Source organism: Pseudomonas sp. JUb42 (assembly GCF_024807945.1).
GTDB lineage: Bacteria > Pseudomonadota > Gammaproteobacteria > Pseudomonadales > Pseudomonadaceae > Aquipseudomonas.
In genome coordinates this window covers 193900-212772 of record NZ_JANUFD010000012.1, presented here as the reverse complement: position 1 = coordinate 212772, position 18873 = coordinate 193900, and the positions used below count along the sequence as shown (strand labels likewise).

The 18873-nt window shown below is 62.2% G+C and carries 16 protein-coding genes; 5 read left to right on the top strand and 11 right to left on the bottom strand.

Annotated elements, in window-relative coordinates:
• Nucleotide 1: 1 nt before the first annotated feature.
• On the bottom strand, nt 2–2437 hold the full coding sequence (locus M2401_RS23375) for an alpha/beta hydrolase (protein ID WP_259106213.1): 2436 nt from the start codon (nt 2435–2437) through the stop codon (nt 2–4).
• Entirely contained in the window at nt 2434–2889 is a 456-nt protein-coding gene (locus tag M2401_RS23370; protein ID WP_259106212.1) for a cell division protein, read from the bottom strand. The genes M2401_RS23375 and M2401_RS23370 overlap by 4 nt, the downstream gene beginning before the upstream one ends.
• A gap of 519 nt (nt 2890–3408) precedes the next feature.
• Between M2401_RS23370 and M2401_RS23365 the strand changes: the two genes are divergently transcribed.
• The gene (locus M2401_RS23365) at nt 3409–5457 is read left to right on the top strand and encodes a TonB-dependent siderophore receptor (RefSeq protein ID WP_259106296.1); all 2049 of its coding nucleotides are present in this window, start codon (nt 3409–3411) and stop codon (nt 5455–5457) included.
• Between the two features lie 108 nt (nt 5458–5565).
• On the opposite strand, the gene nanR is transcribed toward M2401_RS23365, so the two are convergent.
• Genes nanR through M2401_RS23350 form a run of 3 tightly spaced genes read right to left on the bottom strand, consistent with a single transcriptional unit; the run spans nt 5566 to nt 8230 of the window.
• On the bottom strand, nt 5566–6258 hold the full coding sequence (nanR, locus tag M2401_RS23360) for a transcriptional regulator NanR (protein WP_259106210.1): 693 nt from the start codon (nt 6256–6258) through the stop codon (nt 5566–5568).
• Between the two features lie 50 nt (nt 6259–6308).
• Complete coding sequence (locus M2401_RS23355; protein ID WP_259106208.1) at nt 6309–7505, bottom strand: hypothetical protein; 1197 nt, start codon at nt 7503–7505, stop codon at nt 6309–6311.
• On the bottom strand, nt 7502–8230 hold the full coding sequence (locus M2401_RS23350) for a hypothetical protein (protein WP_259106206.1): 729 nt from the start codon (nt 8228–8230) through the stop codon (nt 7502–7504). Before M2401_RS23350 ends, M2401_RS23355 begins: the two co-directional genes overlap by 4 nt.
• A 162-nt stretch (nt 8231–8392) precedes the next feature.
• On the opposite strand from M2401_RS23350, the gene M2401_RS23345 reads away from it, so the two are divergent.
• From M2401_RS23345 to M2401_RS23330, 4 genes are read left to right on the top strand one after another with little or no spacing between them, the layout of a single operon-like run.
• Nucleotides 8393–9139, top strand: coding sequence for a DUF2291 domain-containing protein (locus M2401_RS23345; RefSeq protein ID WP_259106204.1), 747 nt, complete (start codon nt 8393–8395; stop codon nt 9137–9139).
• 4 nt (nt 9140–9143) lie between these two features.
• The gene (locus M2401_RS23340) at nt 9144–10724 is read left to right on the top strand and encodes a sugar ABC transporter ATP-binding protein (protein ID WP_259106202.1); all 1581 of its coding nucleotides are present in this window, start codon (nt 9144–9146) and stop codon (nt 10722–10724) included.
• Nucleotides 10721–11824 carry an ABC transporter permease gene (locus M2401_RS23335; RefSeq protein WP_259106201.1) on the top strand — a complete coding sequence of 368 codons (1104 nt, stop codon included), beginning with the start codon at nt 10721–10723 and terminating at the stop codon, nt 11822–11824. Before M2401_RS23340 ends, M2401_RS23335 begins: the two co-directional genes overlap by 4 nt.
• Nucleotides 11825–11854: 30 nt before the next feature.
• On the top strand, nt 11855–12820 hold the full coding sequence (locus M2401_RS23330; RefSeq protein WP_259106200.1) for a D-ribose ABC transporter substrate-binding protein: 966 nt from the start codon (nt 11855–11857) through the stop codon (nt 12818–12820).
• 218 nt (nt 12821–13038) lie between these two features.
• On the opposite strand, the gene M2401_RS23325 is transcribed toward M2401_RS23330, so the two are convergent.
• The 6 genes from M2401_RS23325 to M2401_RS23300 all read right to left on the bottom strand — a co-directional run bounded on the left by M2401_RS23325 (nt 13039) and on the right by M2401_RS23300 (nt 18870).
• Nucleotides 13039–14076, bottom strand: coding sequence for a Gfo/Idh/MocA family protein (locus tag M2401_RS23325; RefSeq protein ID WP_259106199.1), 1038 nt, complete (start codon nt 14074–14076; stop codon nt 13039–13041).
• An 87-nt stretch (nt 14077–14163) separates the two neighbouring features.
• Nucleotides 14164–15033 carry a phosphogluconate dehydrogenase C-terminal domain-containing protein gene (locus M2401_RS23320; RefSeq protein ID WP_259106198.1) on the bottom strand — a complete coding sequence of 290 codons (870 nt, stop codon included), beginning with the start codon at nt 15031–15033 and terminating at the stop codon, nt 14164–14166.
• Between the two features lie 4 nt (nt 15034–15037).
• The gene (locus tag M2401_RS23315; RefSeq protein ID WP_259106197.1) at nt 15038–15844 is read right to left on the bottom strand and encodes a sugar phosphate isomerase/epimerase; all 807 of its coding nucleotides are present in this window, start codon (nt 15842–15844) and stop codon (nt 15038–15040) included.
• Nucleotides 15829–16635, bottom strand: coding sequence for a triose-phosphate isomerase family protein (locus M2401_RS23310; protein WP_259106196.1), 807 nt, complete (start codon nt 16633–16635; stop codon nt 15829–15831). Before M2401_RS23310 ends, M2401_RS23315 begins: the two co-directional genes overlap by 16 nt.
• Before the next feature lie 8 nt (nt 16636–16643).
• Nucleotides 16644–17114 carry a ribose-5-phosphate isomerase gene (locus M2401_RS23305; protein WP_259106195.1) on the bottom strand — a complete coding sequence of 157 codons (471 nt, stop codon included), beginning with the start codon at nt 17112–17114 and terminating at the stop codon, nt 16644–16646.
• Entirely contained in the window at nt 17107–18870 is a 1764-nt protein-coding gene (locus tag M2401_RS23300) for a dihydroxyacetone kinase family protein (protein WP_259106194.1), read from the bottom strand. Before M2401_RS23300 ends, M2401_RS23305 begins: the two co-directional genes overlap by 8 nt.
• Nucleotides 18871–18873 lie beyond the last annotated feature (3 nt).

Genomic DNA, 18873 nt, shown 5'->3' with positions numbered 1-18873 from the left:
CTCACTCAATCAGCTTCAACTCGCCATCGGCATACAGCACTTCCCGCCCCAGCCAGGCCAGATCGACATCGGGCATGACCGCCGAAGGCTTGCGCAGCTCACGCAGCAGGGTCGAGCCGTGGGACAGGCGCCCGCCCATGCGTGCAATCACGGCCCGGGCGCTTTGATAAACAGCGTGGCGCCCAGGGTCCAGAGTGTCTTCCAGCAAAATGTCTTCACCCAGCACACCCCTGACCTGCCCCGGATAAATCATGAAGCCACTGGCTTTTTCACTGCCCTCACGGCCGTCCTGCCAGAAACTGCCATCCCGGCTGCGAATATGCGGGTGCGGCGCAAACCAGTGTTCGCGGTCGGCTGTCGGCATGGCGTGATGCAAACGAAAGAATATGCGCATCAGGTTGTCCCGATACCACTCGCGCACTTGCAGGAAATAGCCACGCAGACCCGGTAAACCGACGCGGCTTGCAAGCCGAATCGCCGAGGGCCAGGACGCAAAGGCTTGCAATGGCAGGTCGGACAGTGCCGGGCGCGGGGTGGCCGGATCGGTTTCCCAGGGCAGTCGATGGGGGCAGTGTTCGACGTTCTCGTAGGCGGTCGGCGGACGCCCCAACAGGTCGCCGCCACTGCTGGCCAGGGCCGTGGCGATACACAGGTTGCCCTGCACGACGAAGACATAGAAACGGCTAAACCAGTCGGCCAGTTGCCTGCCGTCGGCGCCCTGCTCTTTCAGCGCCGCAAGCTCGCGGTCGAAGCGCTGCAATTGCGCGTCAAGGGTCAGCAGATGGCCTCGGGCAATGCGCTGCATACGCAGGAACAATGGCAATGAACGTAATAGGCGCAGGGGCCGCAATGGCAGCTCTGGGGTCGCGCCACCGACTTCACCGGCGTAATTGCTGGAAGCAATCCCCCAATCCGCCAGACGTGCGAGAAACAGATCGTTGTTGATATAGGAAGCGTCGCCAAACAATGCGGTAAAAGGCTCGTTGTCCTGCAGGATGCGCGCGTCCCAACGGGACATGATCGCCGGAATACTCGCCGCCGCGCGGCGCTGTGCGTACTCCACCAGGCGGCTCGGCTGAGGTGGCAGGATTTCGGCGATATTGGCCGCAGTCAGGTGCCGACGCCAGCCGTAGTCACTGATGGGACGGTAATGCAACAGCCATAACTGGCTGCCATCCCAGGCCCATTCGACATCTCCGGGCACATAGTGAAAGACCCGCAGCACGCCTTGCAGGAAGTTCCAGAGTGTTTGCTGAGTCAAGCCATGGGCGGCCCTGAACTCGCCGCTGCTCCAGGAGGCACCGAGGCGGGAAATCACCGCCCGCTCCGGGCTGGCCTGACCGTCAGCCAGGGACTCCAGATGGCCTTCGACCCACTCCAGCTCCACGGCCAGATGGCGAACGAAGGCAATCCCGGAGAGCACAGGCGTGATGAAGCGCTGCACCACGACCTCTTCAACACCCGCACCATGCAGTTCGGCGATGCGTGCGGGCACGTTATGCGCAGGTTCGCGCAGATAGGTAGTGCTAAGCCCGGCATTGGCGGCGTCGGCCTGATCCTCGCCAAAACTGGACGAGCGCACCGCCCAGGTAGCGTCCGGGGCGTTGGCGAGAAACCCATTCAGCCCGGCGTCATCGCCCTGCATCAGGGACAGCGCCGCAGGCACCGGCTGCCCGGCACAGGCCGCCAGGCGTAAGCGACCGCCTTTGGTATGGGCGACAAACCCGCGCTCGCCCGACTCAAGCCAGTGCACGAACTCGGCCGGGGCGTCGATCCAGGGGTAATGGCCCCAGCCCGGTTTAAGGCTGATGCTCAGGTCAGCCCGGGCCAGAATCGCCGACCAGGCCGCCGCCTGCTCGATGCCCAGCACCTTGTCCTGATCGCCCCAGACCAGCTCGACCGGGTCCTCGACCCACTCCAGTAACGGCAAAGCTGTATCGGCGCGCAGCATATCCCAGTACGGCACGAAGGCGCGGCAGCGGGCATAACCGGCGCCCATGCGCGCATAGTGCGCGGCGGGCCAGGCCTGCCGGGAAAACTTGTGGGCGAACAGCGCGGGCTTATTGGCCAGCAGCCAGTGGATGGTCTTGCGAATGGGCATCGGCGACATCAGCGCCGGCAAGCGCCGCTGCCAGAGAAACGCCCCGACCGGCGCCAGCAGCACGCTGCGACAGAAATGCCCCGGTGCGCGTTGCAGCGCATGCAGGACCAGCAACGCATTGACCCCCACCGCCACTATGGCACTGCCCCGCACAGTGGCGGCGATCAACGCCTCGGCATACGCGGCAAGGTCGGCACAGGGCGGCTGGGGATTGATGCCGAAACCGGGCAATTCCAGTGGCACCACCTGATAGCGGGTGAAATGCGGCACGGCATCGTCCCACCACTCGGCGCTGCCGCCATTACCCGCCAGCAAGTACAGCAGAGGCTTACTCATTTGCACTGCTCACGCCGGTCATGGCGATACAGCCAGAACAACGGCGGCAACAACATCAGCAGCGCCACCGTATCGATCCACAGATGCGACCACATGCCGACCTGTGCGGAAATCCACATGTCCTGCGGCGCCCACAACACCAGGCCGATAATCAACCAGCCCCAGGCCATGGGTGCCCTCAGGCGGTTACCGATATGCAGCAGCGCCAGCATGTACAGCGCATAGCTCTGCAACGTCGCGCCAAACAGCGCCATCCACCAGACCTGCTGCGCACGGGCGGCAGGCGGCACCGCGCCGGTCCAGAAGGCCTGCTCCAGGGACGTCAGATAGCCCTCGAACACTCCCGACGAACCGGCCCATGAGAGCAACAGGCCAAACAGCAGATGCGCTGCTGCCACGGCATATAGCCAGAGGATCAACGTGCGGCGAAGGGTGTGGGAAGGGAGCGACATTCCGGGTCCTTGGTGTCTTTGCGGAGCGCGAGTATAGCGATTGCAGGGTCGTCGCACAGCGAACACTTGGCGGACGCAAGAGCAAACTCGCGCTCATCAAATAACGCGCAACCTACTGAATAAAAAAACTCTGTGGGAGCGAATTCATTCGCGAAGGCGATGTTCCAGGCGATGAAGATGCGTCGAATGCACCGGCCTCTTCGCGAATGAATTCGCTCCCACAAGATGTGCTCCCTGCCTCGGTGAGTGTTTGCGGCGTGACAGCGCGGCGTCGTAGACGGGGCGGAATCTCCCAAAAAGTTTTGGTGATTGCCCAGGCTGTGCGTTGTTTGAGAAAAACCGCCTGCTGCTACCGGCAATCCGGCAAATGTGAAAAATTTGTCAACAAGCCTTATCAATTGGTATAAGTTCTCATTCGCATTGTTGAAATTTAAGTTGTTACTGCCAATTGCACCAAGGAATGCCATCTTGAAACCTCGCCTCCCCGCCAGCCTGTTGCTGGCTGGCGCCTGCAGCGCCATGTCCCTTGCCCATGCTGCCGGTGATCTGACCCTGCCAGCCACGCAGATCGAAAGCACTAGCACAAGCACTGACGACCAAAGCGTGGGCTATCAGGTCAAGCCTTCATCCAGCACCACCAAGCTGGGGCTGACCGACAAGGAGACGCCCCAGGCGGTCACCACCATCAACCGCCAGGCCCTCGACGACTTCCGCATGACGGGCATCCGCGACGCACTGCGCACCGCGCCATCGGTAACGGTTGAACAGACCGAAACCGACCGCACCGAGTTCACCTCCCGCGGTTTCGATATCAACAGCTTCGAATACGACGGCATGGGCATGCCCTTCGTCGGCACCACCCTGGTGGGCGAACAGGATCTGGCCGAGTACGAGCAAATCGACGTGCTGCACGGCGCCAACGGCTTGATGAGCGGTGCGGGCAATCCGTCGGCTACGGTCAACTTCGTGCGCAAACGTCCTACGCAAACCTTCCAGGCGCAGATCGACACCAGTGTCGGCTCCTGGGATAGCCGACGAATCAACGTGGACGTTTCCGGCCCGCTGACCGATACCGGCAACGTACGCGGCCGTTTCATCTACGCCCACGACAAGGGCAATTCATGGATGGACCGCTACAGCCACGAACGCAACATCGCAGCCGGCCTGCTGGCGTTCGACGTCACCGACAGCGACACCCTGACTGTCGGTTTTTCCCAGCACAACAGCGACGCCAATGGCAGTTCCTGGGGCAACCTGCCCCTGGTGGACAGTGACGGCAACGCCCTGCATTACGGCAGCCGCAGCTCCGCCATCGGCCAGCCGTGGACCTACTGGAACCAGCACACCCAGCGCGCGTTCGTCGAGCTCAAGCATGACTTCGGCAACGGCTGGGCGTCCACGATCACAGCGACCGGGGTCACCGAGAAACAAGACACCAACATGCTCTACATCGCAGGTGTCAGCGGCGACGACGCGTCAGCCTTTGCCGCCCACACCACCAGCGAAGCCCACCAGTTGCTGGGCGAAGCCAAGTTATCCGGGCCTTTCAGCCTGTTCGGCCGCGAACATGAACTGACGCTCGGCGCCGCCTATGGTCGTACCCATCAAAAGGCCCGGGAGTACGATGCAGCAGCCGATGGTTACTACGACGTTTCGTTCGCCGATGTACTGGCTGGCCGCGTGACCCATCCGTCGTTCACCTACACCAGCGACACCAACACCGAGAACTACAACGACACGCAGAAGAGCGTTTACGCCGGTTCGCGCTTCAGCCTGACCGACGACCTGCACTGGATAGTCGGTGCCCGCATGCTCAGCGCCGACGGTACCGGCGAGAGCTACGGCGCGGCCCACGACACCCGCGCCCATGGCAAGGTCACGCCTTACACCGGCCTGGTCTACGACTTCAACAAGCAATGGAGCGTCTACAGCAGCTGGACCAAGATCTACAGCCCGCAATACAACATCGGCGCTAACGGCGGGCTGATCGCCCCGCTGGAGGGCAAGAGCCTGGAAGCGGGCGTGAAAGGCAGCCTCGACAGCGGCTTGAATCTCACCGGCGCCGTATTCAAGACCGAACAGCAAAACGTCGCGGAGTACGTCGGCTTTGAAAATGGCCATAACGTCTATGACGCCCTGGAATACAAGAGCCATGGCGTAGAGCTGCAGGCATCCGGCGAAGCCCTGCCCGGCCTGGATCTGCTCGGCGGCTACACCTACGTGCGCATCGACAACGATGACGGCGAGAAAGCCCGCAAGTATGTGCCGACCCACAGCTTCCGGGGGATGGCGACCTATCGCCTGCCGGGGCTGCCCCAGGCCAAGGTCGGCGCACGCGTCAGCTGGCAGAGTGCGGTGGAGAACGATAACAACAGTGCGATCAAGCAGAATGCCTATGCGCTGGTTGATCTGATGGCCAGCTATGACATCGACAGTCACTGGAGCACGTCGCTCAATCTGAACAACGTCACCGACCGCAAATACCTGCTGTCGCTGTACAACAGTGCCACCACCACCAGCTACGGCGCGCCGCGCAATCTGACGGCGACGGTGAGCTGGAAGTACTAAGCACGCCTTGATGGTTCGCGTGGGCCTGCAATAGGCCCACCGCGAAGATTTTGATTAGCCTCAGGAGTGGTCCTGCCCGGCAAACCTGCGGGCGGGCGTCCCGGCAGACTACTCTTCGCCGCGTTCGACCAGGTGATGATGCATCGCTTTTTCCGCACCTGCCGGGTCATTGGCCTTGATAAAGCCCAGGATGATTTCGTGCTCTTTGAGCGTCAGTTCACGCCCCTTGAAACGCAGCATGTCTTCGCGATAATCCGCCATCCATTCCAGTATCGCGTGGGAAATGGCGACATAGATGGGGTTGCCGGATATACGGGCAATCTCGGCATGGAACTCCATGTCCGCCGGGATGAACTCATCGGTTTCACGGTATTTGTGCATCTTGGCCAGGGCGGTTTCCAGTCGCACCACATCCGCTGGCGTGGCGTTCTGCGCGGCGATTTTCACCAGGCCCGTTTCGAAGAACTCGCGCGCCTGGCGCAAATGGTCAACATTCTTGGCCGAACTGGAAAGCAGATGCCGCGCCGCCAGGTCGATCTGACCGATCATGGAATGCATATCGACGCGGCCGACCTTGGCCCGCTCGCCATGCTGAATGGTGATCATGCCCATGCCCGCCAGGCGCTGCATGGCTTCGCGCACCACAGGACGACCGACACCGAAGCTCTCCATCAGCTCGCGCTCGGCAGGCATCTGGTCGCCCGGTTGCAGGTTTTCCTCTTCAATCAGGCCGATCAATTGCTCGAAGACGACGTCAGAAAGCTTTTTGCGTTGAATAGTGCGTTTCTTGATCTCTGACATTAATCGACATCTCTTTCGTGAAAGCGTAAATGGCGGCAACGGTAGCGCGATTATAAGCCACACTCAACGTCGCGTCGGCAGTCCAGCTTCAGTACGGCGTAGGGCCCGAGGACCGGTTTGTCCAGCGCTACGCAAGTGGGCCGGTGAATGAAGCCGGAGTCATGCAGTGCCAGGTCGTAGTGGTCGGCGTCCAGGTGCGTAACGCCAACGATACTCGCCCCGCTCAGTTCGAATGCCTGCTCACTGTCGCTCAGATTAGCCAGCCAGACCTCTACCCCGTGCTCCTTGCCCCAAGCCAGCACGGCGATATCTGCGCAGGAAGCACTGACATTGAGTGCAGTTTTACCGCGCCCCTGATTCAGACCACACAATAGATGAAACGTCGGCCAGTACTCGTTCGCGGCAGCGACGGCAAATGGCTCATTTACCGCCCAAAGCGCCACGGCGTCCGCACCCGCGCGCTGCAAGGCGGCGTAATGGCCCAGAGTCCAGGCGGCGGCGAACTGACTGCGCTGGCGCGGATCGCTGTTGCTCAGGGTCAGGCGTTCGCCCTCGGCATTGACAGCGAGCTGGCCACCATAAGGGTTGCACCATGCACCAATCGCCGAAGTCGTGATGCGGTAGGGCCTGCCGTGCGCCAGATAACGCGCCGAGCGGACGATATCGCCCAGCGATTCCAGGGATTCCATGACCGATCGATCGTCGGCGGCATGGACGATGGGCGACGTGGCATGGGTCAGGTAATCGAAGCTGCCGGCGGCAGGTCGACAGCGATTGAGCTCAGTGAAGTAGGTCGGCACGCCGCCACCGATCTGGTAATCCGGCAGGCATGCGCGCGCCACTGCCGCCACGTCCTGGGGCGTCGGACCGCTCGGCCATTGGCCGTCGGGTTGGTAGCTGGCGAGGTAGGCCGCAGGGGTCGTCAGGATGCCTTTGGGTTGCCAGGCGGCATTGTCGAGAACGCTGGCCAGGTCCTGCAGTTGAGCCTGTACTGCATCGTCGCTGACTATCACCAACAGCCAGGCATCGGTGCGGGTGCGCTGGCACAGCAGCAAGGCATCCTGCAATCGCTCCAGAGCGTCGCCGCGCCGCAAATCCACCAACAGATCAAGGTGCGCGCCGCCCAGTTGGCGGATCAGAGCCTCGATGGCGGCGCTGTCTTCGAGGTGGTCGACCCATAGTCCGTGCCCCAGGGCTGGCAGCGGCTGGGTACAGGGTTCACCGATGACGATGCGTGTCGGATTCATGGCTGACTCCCCTGCTGACGCCGCACGTACAGCTCGATGCCCTGCTCGATGCACTGGCCCGCCTCGATGACATAAGGGCATGGCCACGCCAGCGGCCGGTTATAAGTCTTGAACGAGGCATCGGACCAATTGCGCTGATCCTCCATCTCAAACACATCACCACTGAAGCGCCACTCCAGGGTCAGTCCTGGCATCGGTGAGTGCACCAGGCCCTGGATATCGAAAAACGGCTGGCTCGGGCTGATCAGATCCGCAAAGGCGCCGGACTGGGATCGACCATCACTGTGAATCACCGTGACCGGCGCGCCGACCACCCCATGCAGAGGGTGCAAGAGCGTCAACCCGGCACGGCAGGTCGGGAAATCGCGATGGGCACGCAGCTGAGTCCTGATGGACAGCCCTTCCTCACAAACCGCCATCTCCAACTGCCATTCCAGCGCCGGCTCTTCACCGTTCGACGCCACGCTGCCCTGCACCTTGCGCCACCACTGGCCTGCTTCAAGCCCGGTCTGGCAATGGTGCTCCAACAGCCTGTGCGTACCCCAGAACCCGTCACGAATGACCAATCCGACGCTACGCAGGATCTCCCGTCCGTCGGCACGCAGGCGGCGCAACTGAGCGCCCTGGGCAAGAAAATCCAGCCTGCCGACTCGGGTGAGTGGCTCCTCGGGACGTGGCTGCAACGTGCCATAGAGGCGGTAATCCAGGGCTTGGGACGGGTTCATCAAGGACGCTCCTGTTGTTGTTCTGGACGACAGCAAACTAGACCAGGCTAGCTTTCAGCGCCGAAAAAAGACGCTATCTTGAACTGGTATGATGATGATATATAGTGATGACTGAACCTCCTGACAAGTACAAAAAAACGCCATAAGGCGAGGAGAATCTGCATGAGCTTGACTGTATCCGGCAAACCGTCGGTTTTTTTCCGCGGCCTGCCCGCAATCGCCGTCGTCGGCGTCGCCGCTGCGGTATGGGCAGCAACGACTCTGATCGGTGCCCCGCTCGTCACCTTGCGCCCGTTGGATCCGGCTACCGGCCGGGTTGTCTTCAATACTGCGCAAAGCGCCAACGCCCAAGGGCAGAACCAGAAGTTCGCCATCAACAGCTTCAACGCCGAACAGTACGTCGAACAGCAATGGGCCAGCGACGTGCAACCGATGTTGGACAAGCATGTGGTCGACCTGACACCGGTACTGGCCGCCATCGCCGCAAACCCGGCCGACGCGGCCAGCCGCTACGCCGTCAATCATGACGGCAACAGCAAAAACTTCGTGGTCAGTGGCACCGCACGGGTCGCCGAGGCCAATCTCAAGTCGCCCATGGGTCTGTTGACCCTGGAGTTTCCCGATCATCCCGAGCTGGCTCAGCAGAAGATTCAACTGCTGACCGGGCCGCTGGTGATCAGCACGGTGCTGCGCGACGTGGCCAGCAATATGTCGCTGAACGCCTTTACCAATCAGACCCAATACGCCGACGTTGCCGCCGCCCTGAACAAGCAGGCCCTGGCGCGCACCTATGGCAAGGCCCCCGCCGCCAGCCTGCTGGGCAAGACCGTCAGTTTCGTCGGCGTGTTCAACCTGCAGTCCCCCACGTCGATTCGTATCATGCCCGTCAGCCTGACGGTGAAGGAGTAGCCGGATGAATGCTTTCTCCTCCGGCGCGCCCCTGGCCATGCGTGCCCGGCAGATCCGCAAGGTGTATCAAGGCACTACCGCGCTAAAGGGCGTGGATTTCGACGTGGTGCACGGCAAGGTCAATGTGTTGATCGGCGAGAACGGTGCCGGCAAGTCAACATTGATGAAAATCCTCGCCGGCATCGAGCAACCGACCTCCGGGCAGCTGTTTGCCGGTGACGAGAGCCTGACCCTGGACAATCCCCGACAGGCCATGGCGCTGGGAATCGGCATCGTCCATCAGGAACTCAACCTGTGCCCCAACCTCAGCGTTGCCGAGAACATGTTCATGGGCAAGGAACGGCGCAGCCGTTTCGGCAGACTGCTATTGGGCGAACAACGCCAGCTGGCCCGGGCCACCCTGCAGCGCATGGGCCAGGACATCGACGTCGATGCCCTGGTACAGGACCTGAGCATCGGCAAGCGGCAGATTATCGAGATTGCCAAGGTACTGGTCAGCGATGTGCAGGTGCTGATCCTCGACGAGCCGACCTCTTCGCTCAGCGAGGCGGAGGTCGGCATCCTCTTCTCCCTGATTGCCGACCTCAAGCGCCAGGGCGTTTCAATCATTTACATTTCTCACCGTCTGGAAGAGCTGATCGAGATCGGTGACCACTTCACCGTGTTGCGCGACGGCAATCTGGTGGGCACCGGCGTGCGCGGCAGCGTGACCATCGACTGGTTGGTGGAGCGCATGATCGGCAGCCAGATGAGCACTGAACTGCGGGCCGCAAGGGATCCAGGCGAGCAGGAGGACGCCCGGGAGGTACTGCGGGTGACCGATCTGGAAGTCGCCAGCGAGCGCGGTTCGCTGCTGTTGAACAAGGTCTCGTTCAGCGTGCGCCGGGGCGAGATTGTCGCCTTCTACGGGCTGATGGGCGCCGGCCGCACCGAGTTGTTCGAAACCCTGATCGGTCTGCGTCAGGCCATCGGCGGCCGTATCGAACTCAACGGCCAGGTGCTGCCGCTGCGCCAGGACATCGCCGGACGCATCCGCGCCGGTATCGCCCTGGTGCCCGAGGACCGGCAAAAGCTCGGCCTGGTGACCAGCGCGAGCGTGCGCGACAACCTGCTGCTGGCCAACCTGGTCCGCTATCGGCGTGCCGATGGCCTGGCCCGCCAGCCCATGGACGCTGACGTGGCGCGGATGATCCGGGAACTGCACATCAAGACCGAGCATGCAGGCATCGCCATATCGTCGTTGTCCGGCGGCAACCAGCAGAAGGTCGTGGTGGGCAAGAACCTGCTCACCGAACCCCATGTCCTGCTGCTCGATGAGCCGACCCGGGGAATCGATATCAAGGCTCGTCGCGAGCTGTTCGAAGTGCTGGACCGCCTGGCCAAGAGCGGTCTGACCATTCTCTACGCCTCCAGCGACCTGGGCGAAATCATCGGTGGCGCCGATCGCGCACTGGTGATGTGCCAGGGCCGTATCACCGCCAGCCTCAGCCGCCAGCAACTGGATGAACCGACACTGGTGGGCTGGTCGCAAGTCTCGCGCAAGGAGCCGACAACCCCGGCACCCATTCAGAAGGAAACCGCATGATGGCCGAATCACTGTCCCTGCCTGCCCGCAAATCCCCGTCCCTGAGCATGCGCTCGCTACCGCTACTGCTGTTGCGTCTGCGCGCCTATCTCGCCCTGCTGCTGTTGATCATCCTGTTTTCTTCCATCGCGCCCTCGTTCCTGTCGGCACGCAACCTGGTCATCGTCGCCGAGCAAGTGGCGGTGTTCGCCATCCTCGGCATTGGCATGACCTTCGTGATTCTCGCGGCCGGGATTGATCTGTCCGTCGGCGCAGTGGCCGGACTGGCGGCGATGGTCGCCGGTTATCTGATCAGCGAAGGATTACGCCTGCCGTGGCTGGGGGTGTCGGCCTTCTTCAGCATTCCCGTGGTGTGCATCCTCAGCCTGGCCCTGGGTACATTGGTCGGCGCGATCAATGGCTGGTTCATCACGCGGCTCAAGGTCACACCGTTCATCATGACCCTGGGCATGCTGTACATGGCTCGCGGCGCCGCGCAGCTGGTCTCCGGCGGCGCGACCTACGGTGACCTGGCCGGCCAGGCCGAGCTGTACAACGGTGGTTTCCTCCTGCTCGGCACTGCCCGGGTACTGTCGGTGCCGGTGTCGATCTGGCTGATGCTGATCCTGACCCTGGTGGCCGTTTACATCAGCCGCAAGACGGTATTTGGCCGCCAGGTGTTCGCCATCGGCGGCAATGAGCGCGCGGCCGAACTGTCGGGAGTACGGGTCAGTCGGGTGAAAATGGGCACCTACGCCATTTCCGGATTCTGCGCCGCCCTGGCCGGGCTGATCATCGCCTCGCGCCTGGGCGCTGCCAACCCGGCCATCGCCACCTCCTACGAACTCAATGCCATCGCCGTGGTGGTCCTTGGCGGCGCCTCGCTGTTCGGCGGCGTCGGCACCATCGGCGGCACGCTGATCGGCGCTTTTGTGCTCGGGGTATTGAGCAACGGCATGGTGCTGGTGGGCATTTCAGACTTCTGGCAGACCGTTATTACCGGCGCGGTGATCGTGCTGGCGGTGGTGGTCGATCAGTTGCAACGCCGTGTCGAAAAGTCCAGTGCGGAGCGTCAGGCCAAGGCTCAGGAAGACCGAGGCTCACCGACGACTGCCGCGTGATTTTTACTCCATAGAGGGATGACTAAAACAATGAAAAGACTCTTCTCCTGCACGCTGCTTTCTCTGGCGGTATTGTCCGCCTCGCTCCTGCCCCTGGCCGCTTCGGCAGCCGATTTCAAAGCGGCCGATCATCTGATCGTGATCATCACGCCGTCCCATAGCAATGCGTTCTACAAGGCCGAATCCGACACTGCCGAAGCCGCCGCGAAAAAGCTCGGCTACAAGACTAACGCCCTGGTCCACCAGGACGATCCGGATATCCAGTTGCGTCTGGTGCAGACCGCCATCGGCGACAACGCCTCGGCGATCATTCTCGATAACGCCGGCTCCGACTCCTCCATCGCGGCGGTCAAGCGGGCACAGGAAGCGAAGATCCCGGTGTTTCTCATCGACCGCGAAGTCAACGCCAACGGCATCGCCACGGCGCAGATCGTATCCAACAACTCGCAATGTGCGACCTCGGTTGCCGAATACTTCGCTGATCAGGTCGGTTACAAGGGCGAGTATGTGGAATTGATCGGACGCAGCTCGGACGTCAACGCCCATGTGCGTTCGAAAGGCTTTCACCGGGTGCTTGATCAGATCCCGGACCTGAAGATGGTTTCCCAGCAATCGGCCAACTGGGACCAGACCCAGGGCTACAACGTCATGCAATCGATCATCCAGGCCAACCCGAATATCGTCGGCGTGCTGGCCGGCAACGACACCATGGCCCTCGGCGCCGCAGCGGCGTTGAAGAATGCGGGCAAGAGCGACGTCAAAGTGGTTGGCATCGACGGCAACCCCGATGTCGTCCGGCAGATTGCCGGTGATGGCCCGATCATCGCGACCGGCTTGCAGCAGGCGACTCAGATGGCCGCCATGGCCATGGAGCAGGCCGACCACTTCCTGCGCACCGGCAAGTCCGACAAGCCGGAGAAACAGTCAGTGGACTGTGTGATGGTGTCCAAGGACAACAGCAAGCAAGTGCGCGAAGGCGGCTTTGGCATGCGCTAGGTGTCACTACCGATCTAGCGGGAACCGCCTCTTACAAACAACGCAAAACCTACTGAATCACCGGAACACTGTGAGAGCGAATTCATTCGCGAAAGCGGGAGCACAGACGCCACAAATGCGGCGGATGTACTGACCTCTTCGCGAATGAATTCGCTCCCACAATTCGCTACCACACAGAATTCGCTCCTGCAGAACTGACTTGCGCTCACCCGCTTGGTTCAAAGCCTGGCAGGCACCACGGTCATACCCTTGACCGCCGACTCATACGCCGCTTCCACCAACGCCTGGGTGTTGAAGTTGTCCACGCCGCAAGTCTCCGATGCCTGCCCGCGCAGGCGGTTGCTCAGCCACTCGCGCTGCAGGCGCAGCACGCTTTCCTGGATGGGAAACCACGGTGCATCGCTCCAGGCTGGAGCGACCGGGGCAACGTCGAGGGTTTCGACATGACCGTGGGCATCGTGGATCTGCAAACGAAAATCGGCCAGCAGGCGCAACGAGCCACGATCACCGTCCACCTCGATCAGGCTTTGCGGGAAGGGATCGTTGGCCAGCCGCGTGGCGTAGCTGAAATCCACCACACTGGTGACACCCTGTTCATGGGCGAGCATGACCGTGGCGACGTCCTCACCGGCAATGACCGGATTGATTCGCCGCGTCTCGCAGGTCAGGCGGGCGACGTCACCGAACAACGCCCGGGCAATGTCCAGCACATGCACGCCGAGGTCTTCGATGATGAAGCGCGGCGTCTTGGCCAGATAAGGCTGCAAACGGTAGACATCGAAGCCGCTGCGAAAACTCACCCGGCCAAAAAACGGCGTGCCGATCACCCCATTGCGCAGGTGCTCGATGGTGGCCCGTACCGGCGCCTGCCAACGGAAGTTTTCGTGCACGGTGAGCCCGACATTGTGTTCTGCACAGGCATCGATCATCAGCCGGGCATCGTCCAGGGTCGCCGCGAATGGCTTCTGACAGATGATATCGACCCCTGCCCATGCACCCATCAGCACCAGCGGTTTGTGCGCCGAGGTCGGCGTGGCGATGTCGATGAAGTCCAGCTCCAGCTCGCGCAGCATGATCTGCGCGTCGCTGAAGGTCCCCGCCTCGGGGGCGTACCTGGCAAATTCGGCGAGCCGTTCAGGGTCGCTATCGCACAGGGCGACGATGTCTACGCCGTCCAGATCCTGCCAGGCACGCAGTTGGTTGAGGGCGAAAAAACCGCAACCGATCAGCGCGCCCCGCAGCGGTTTACTCTCCATGATCAATCTCCCTGGCCGCACAAATAAAAAGACGCCCGCAGGTGCTGCCACCCCGGACGCCAAAAAGTAGTCGATTTTGCGTACCTATCAAGCCGCGTCGGCTTTGCGCACCGCGTCGATCTTCAGCATGCGGGCGATGATCAGGTCGAGTTCTTTCTCATCGAAGATCTTCTTCCAGTCAGGCTTGATGATCTGCTCGCGACCATACTCCATGGCGATCATGCAGGCATCGGAGAACGGGTTGGTGCTGCGGAACGACACCGCCAGGGCAATCTGGATATGCCCGTAGAGCATGGCCTTGGCCGCCGCCTCGGGTAAGCCGATACGGTTGATGGTCTCGTCCAGCGCTTCTTTCATGAAGCTGCCGACCATGCAGGCGACGGTCTCGACCAGGGTAGGTTCGAGATAGGCCAACTGCTTGACCGTTACCCAGTGCACCACGCCGACCGGGCCGTACATCACGGCGATGATATTGGCCAGTTCCGAACGCTGCTTGTCGTTGCCACTCTCGAACGCCGCGCAGACATCCTGCACCGCAGCATTACCGCCAAAGGCGTCGGCATGCTCTTCCTTGGTGTAGCGCTCCAGGAACACCGAAGGATGGCAAGGGTGGGCCACCGCCTGATGAATGCCGTCGCGCTGGGCCAGCAGCCCGGCATAGGACGCGGCAGGGTCAAGGGTCAGCAGGATGGCGCCATTCTTCATCTGCGGCACCACCTGGGCGGACACCGTTTCCAGCGCCACATCCGGCACCGCGAGGATCACCACATCAGCCTGGGGCACCACATCATTGGTCGCCGACAGGGTTCGGCCGGTGGCGAGGATCTGCTCCTGGGCCCTGGGCGAGTTTTCGCAGTAGGTCACGCTGTAGTGGCTGCCCTGCAGGTTGTTGGAAATGCGCATGCCCATCTTGCCGCCGGCACCCACAATCGCAATTTTTTTGAGTTCGTATGTCATGGGGTCACTCCTCGGTTTGTCTTGTAGTGAGGTAATTCAGGTTATGGCGAGTCCACTGGTCTTCGAGAGCGCAGGTGCTCGCTGCATCGAGCTGCCAGGGCAGCCAGTGTTCGATGATCTGGTTGATATGCCGCGTGTCGGGCCGCACCTTGCTGCGCATGTAGGCGTAATCCAGCAGGCCTTCGCCCATGGGGCAGCCAGCGAAGGTGAAACCGACCCAACCGTCGCGCCGTGAAAAGGCGAAATCCTTGACGTGCAGGTTGAGCACCCGTTCAGCGGTCATGTCGATGACGTCCGTGGGGTTCTCCAACGCGGCGACGCAGTTGCCGGGGTCCAGGCAGATGCCCAGCCAGGGACTGTCGATGCGCTCGATCACCTGCAGAACCCTGCGGGTCGGCACTTGTTCGTAGGTTTCCAGGGCCAGCTTCACGTCCTGTTCGACAAACTGCGGGATCACCGTTTGCAGCAGAGCCAGGGCCTGATCGGACGTTGGTTTCAGGCTGTTGCTGTTGAACATGCTGCGAATCAGCCGCACCCCGAGAATCTCGGCGAACCCGAGGTATTTGCGCAGATGTTCGGTGTCCAGGCCGCGCGTGCCCAGCTCCAGCTCCAGCCCGAGGTCATCGGCCTGACACTTGAGGTCGAGCAGTTCGCTGACACCGAATGCCTCGATGGCCTTGAAGTCGCAGATCTGGAAAACATCGGCGCCCAGTTCGGCGGTCTGTTGCAGCATCTGCGGCAGATCCAGCGGATGCGGCACTCGCTCGCTGGCGCGCCAAAAAAACGAATAGGTACTCAGGCCGATTGCCATTGGACGCCCTCCTCGCTGCGGACCGGGGCTGCGGCACACTGGCTGCCCGCCTCCTCGAGAATCGATTGAAAAGCTAGCGGATCATGGGCGAAACGTCCCAGGAACAGCCCATCGACCTGGCCATCGAGCTGGCTCAGCAGACCGGGCCCGGCGCTGCCGCCGTAGATCACCCGGATACGCGAGTCATCCAGAGCGTCGCGCAGGCCTTGGCAAACCTCGCCGATAAAATGCGCAGACGCCGGTTGCGCCGCACCGATGGCCCATTGCGGTTCGTAGGCCAGGATCAGTTCACCACTAAGCCCGCTGCGTCGAGCTACCGCCAGTGATGAATCCAGTTGCTGGCGGCACACCTGCACGGCCTCGCTCACGCCCATTGGGCGCTCCTCACCCAGGCACAGCACCGGTGTCAGGCCATTGCGCCAGGCGGCAGCGGTCTTGTCGGCGATCTGCCGGTCGGTCTCGGCAAAATGGCGACGACGCTCGGCATGGCCGATTTCGACAACGCCACAGCCCATCTCCCGCAACATTTTTGGGCTGACTTCGCCGGTATAAGCACCCTCGTCTTCCCAGAACAGATTCTGCGCGCCCACCTGGGCCAGACCGTCGAATATCTCCAATACCGGCGCCAGGGTCGGATAGCTGGGAATGATGAACACCTCGATCGCGCCGCTACGCATATCGGCATTGGCCGCCAGCTGCGCGGCAATGGCCTGGCACCAATCGAGGGTGCGGCGGTAGCCGAAGTACATCTTCAGGCTGACGCCCAGCGTCACCACCGGTCTGCTCACCACGGGCGTTTTCATCGCGCGCTTACTCGCTCGTAATCGGTCAGGGTCTGCACCTTTTGCGCCGACGCCGAGTGCTCATCGAAACGGTAGGTCAGCCACTCCTTGAGCAGGCGCCGGGCCAGCTCGATGCCGATGACCCGCTGGCCGAACGTCAGGACCTGGGAGTTATTGCTGAGCACCGCCCGCTCTACGGAAAAGCTGTCATGGGCCGTCACCGCGCGTACACCCGGAACCTTGTTAGCCGAAATCGCCATGCCAAGACCCGTGCCGCAGATCAGCAGCGCCCGGTCAGCCGCCCCCGAGGCGACCCTTTCCGCCGCGGCGATGGCCACCAGCGGATAGGCCGTATGGCTCTGGCTGTCGACGCCGACGTCTTCGATCAGCTCGACGTCCGCATAGCCCATAAGATCGCGCTTAAGCGCTTCCTTATATTCATAACCGGCGTCATCCGAGCCGATGACGATGCGCAAAATGTCACTCATGAACAGTCTCCTCGATACGACGGGGAGCCAGGGTGCCGGTCCACAGGACGGGCTCGATGGCATTGATGATCAGGGCAAGCGATACCGCGCCTGCGTCCGGGGTGCCGAGGCTTTTTTCCGCCAGGGGCCGGGCGCGACCGATGCGCGGGCGCAGTTGGGCGGTGGCAGTGGCGGCAGCGCTGGCGACCTGTGCCGCGATGCGCCAGGCCTGATGCAACTCAAGGCCCTGCCCGGCCGCTTCACTCAGTGCCGCGCTGAACGGCACCAGTACGTCGACCATGGTTTTGTCGCCGACCTGCGCCTTGCCGAAATGCTGAATGCCGTCGCTGGCCCGGCCGATACCGTCAGCCACCGAGATCGCGTCCGGTTCCAGGCGATCTCCCAGCGAAGTCCCCAAAGCGGTCAACAACACCCCCCAGATGGCGCCGGAAGTACCGCCCGCCTCATCGGCCCAGGCGTCAGCGGCAAAGCGCAGCAAGGTGCCGACACCCGCATTCAAGGCCAGGGCCTCACGAGCCTTGCCGACAGCGGCGATGATCCCGCGCTGCATGCCGATGCCATGGTCGCCATCACCGGCCACCGCATCGATGCGGCCCAGTTCATCGGCCTGCTCCACCACTACGCGCTGCATCGCCTCCAGAGCCTGCATCACACAGTGTGCAGAACGCCGGGATTTGGCGCTGGCGGGCGGTATCACCTGTTGTTCGGTGAACTGGGCAGCGTCTTCGATCTCTTGCTGGGCAATGTGCAGGGAGCCCTTGCGGTAGGCGGGCGTCAAAGTCGGCGCACACCAGAACGCTTCCAGTTCGGCGTCCAGCCAGCATAGGGTCAGCGACAGCCCGGCCATGTCAAAACTGGTGACCAACTCGCCGACCTCGGGCTCGACCACGGTCAGCCCGGCGGCATCGAGCAGTTGGGCGATACGCCGATAGAGCACGAACAGCTCTTCGTACTTGATGCTGCCCAGGCCATTGAGGATGACCGCGACACGCTGGCCTGACGCTTGCGTGATGCCATCCGGCAACTCATTGAGCAAGGACGAAACAAGGGTTTGTGCCAGCTCATCGGCGCTCGGCACCGCGCCCTCGCTGATGCCCGGCTCACCATGAATGCCCATGCCCAGGGCCATGCGACCCTTTGGCACATCGAACAGCGGATGTTCGGCGCCCGGCAGCGTGCAACCGGAGAACGCCACGCCCAGGGAGCGGGTACGGGCGTTGGCGTGACGTGCAACCCGCACCACCTCGGTAAAATCGTATCCGGCTTCACTGGAGGCCGCCGCGACCTTGAACACCACCAGGTCACCGGCAATGCCACGCCGCTTGTGGCGTTCGTCAATGGAGGCACTGGAAATGTCGTCGGTGACCGCGATCACTTCGCAAGGGATGCCTTCGGCATTGAGCCGGTCCTTGGCCAGACCAAAATGCAACACGTCACCGGCATAGTTGCCGTACCCCAGCAACACTCCGCCGCCCTTTTGCGCGGTACGGGCGATGCCGTAGATCTGCTGCGCGGAGGGTGAAGCGAACAGATTGCCCATGACCGCCGCATGGGCCAGCCCCTGACCCACCAGACCGGCGAACGCGGGATAGTGCCCCGAGCCGCCGCCTATCACCACCGCCACTTCGCCGGGTTTGTACTGGGTGCTGCGTATCACGCCACCGGGCACCTGACGCACCTTGTCGCGGTGCGCGGCAACGAATCCTTCCAGCAGCTCACTGGCGAAGGCAGAAGGTTGATTGAACAAACGGGTCATTTC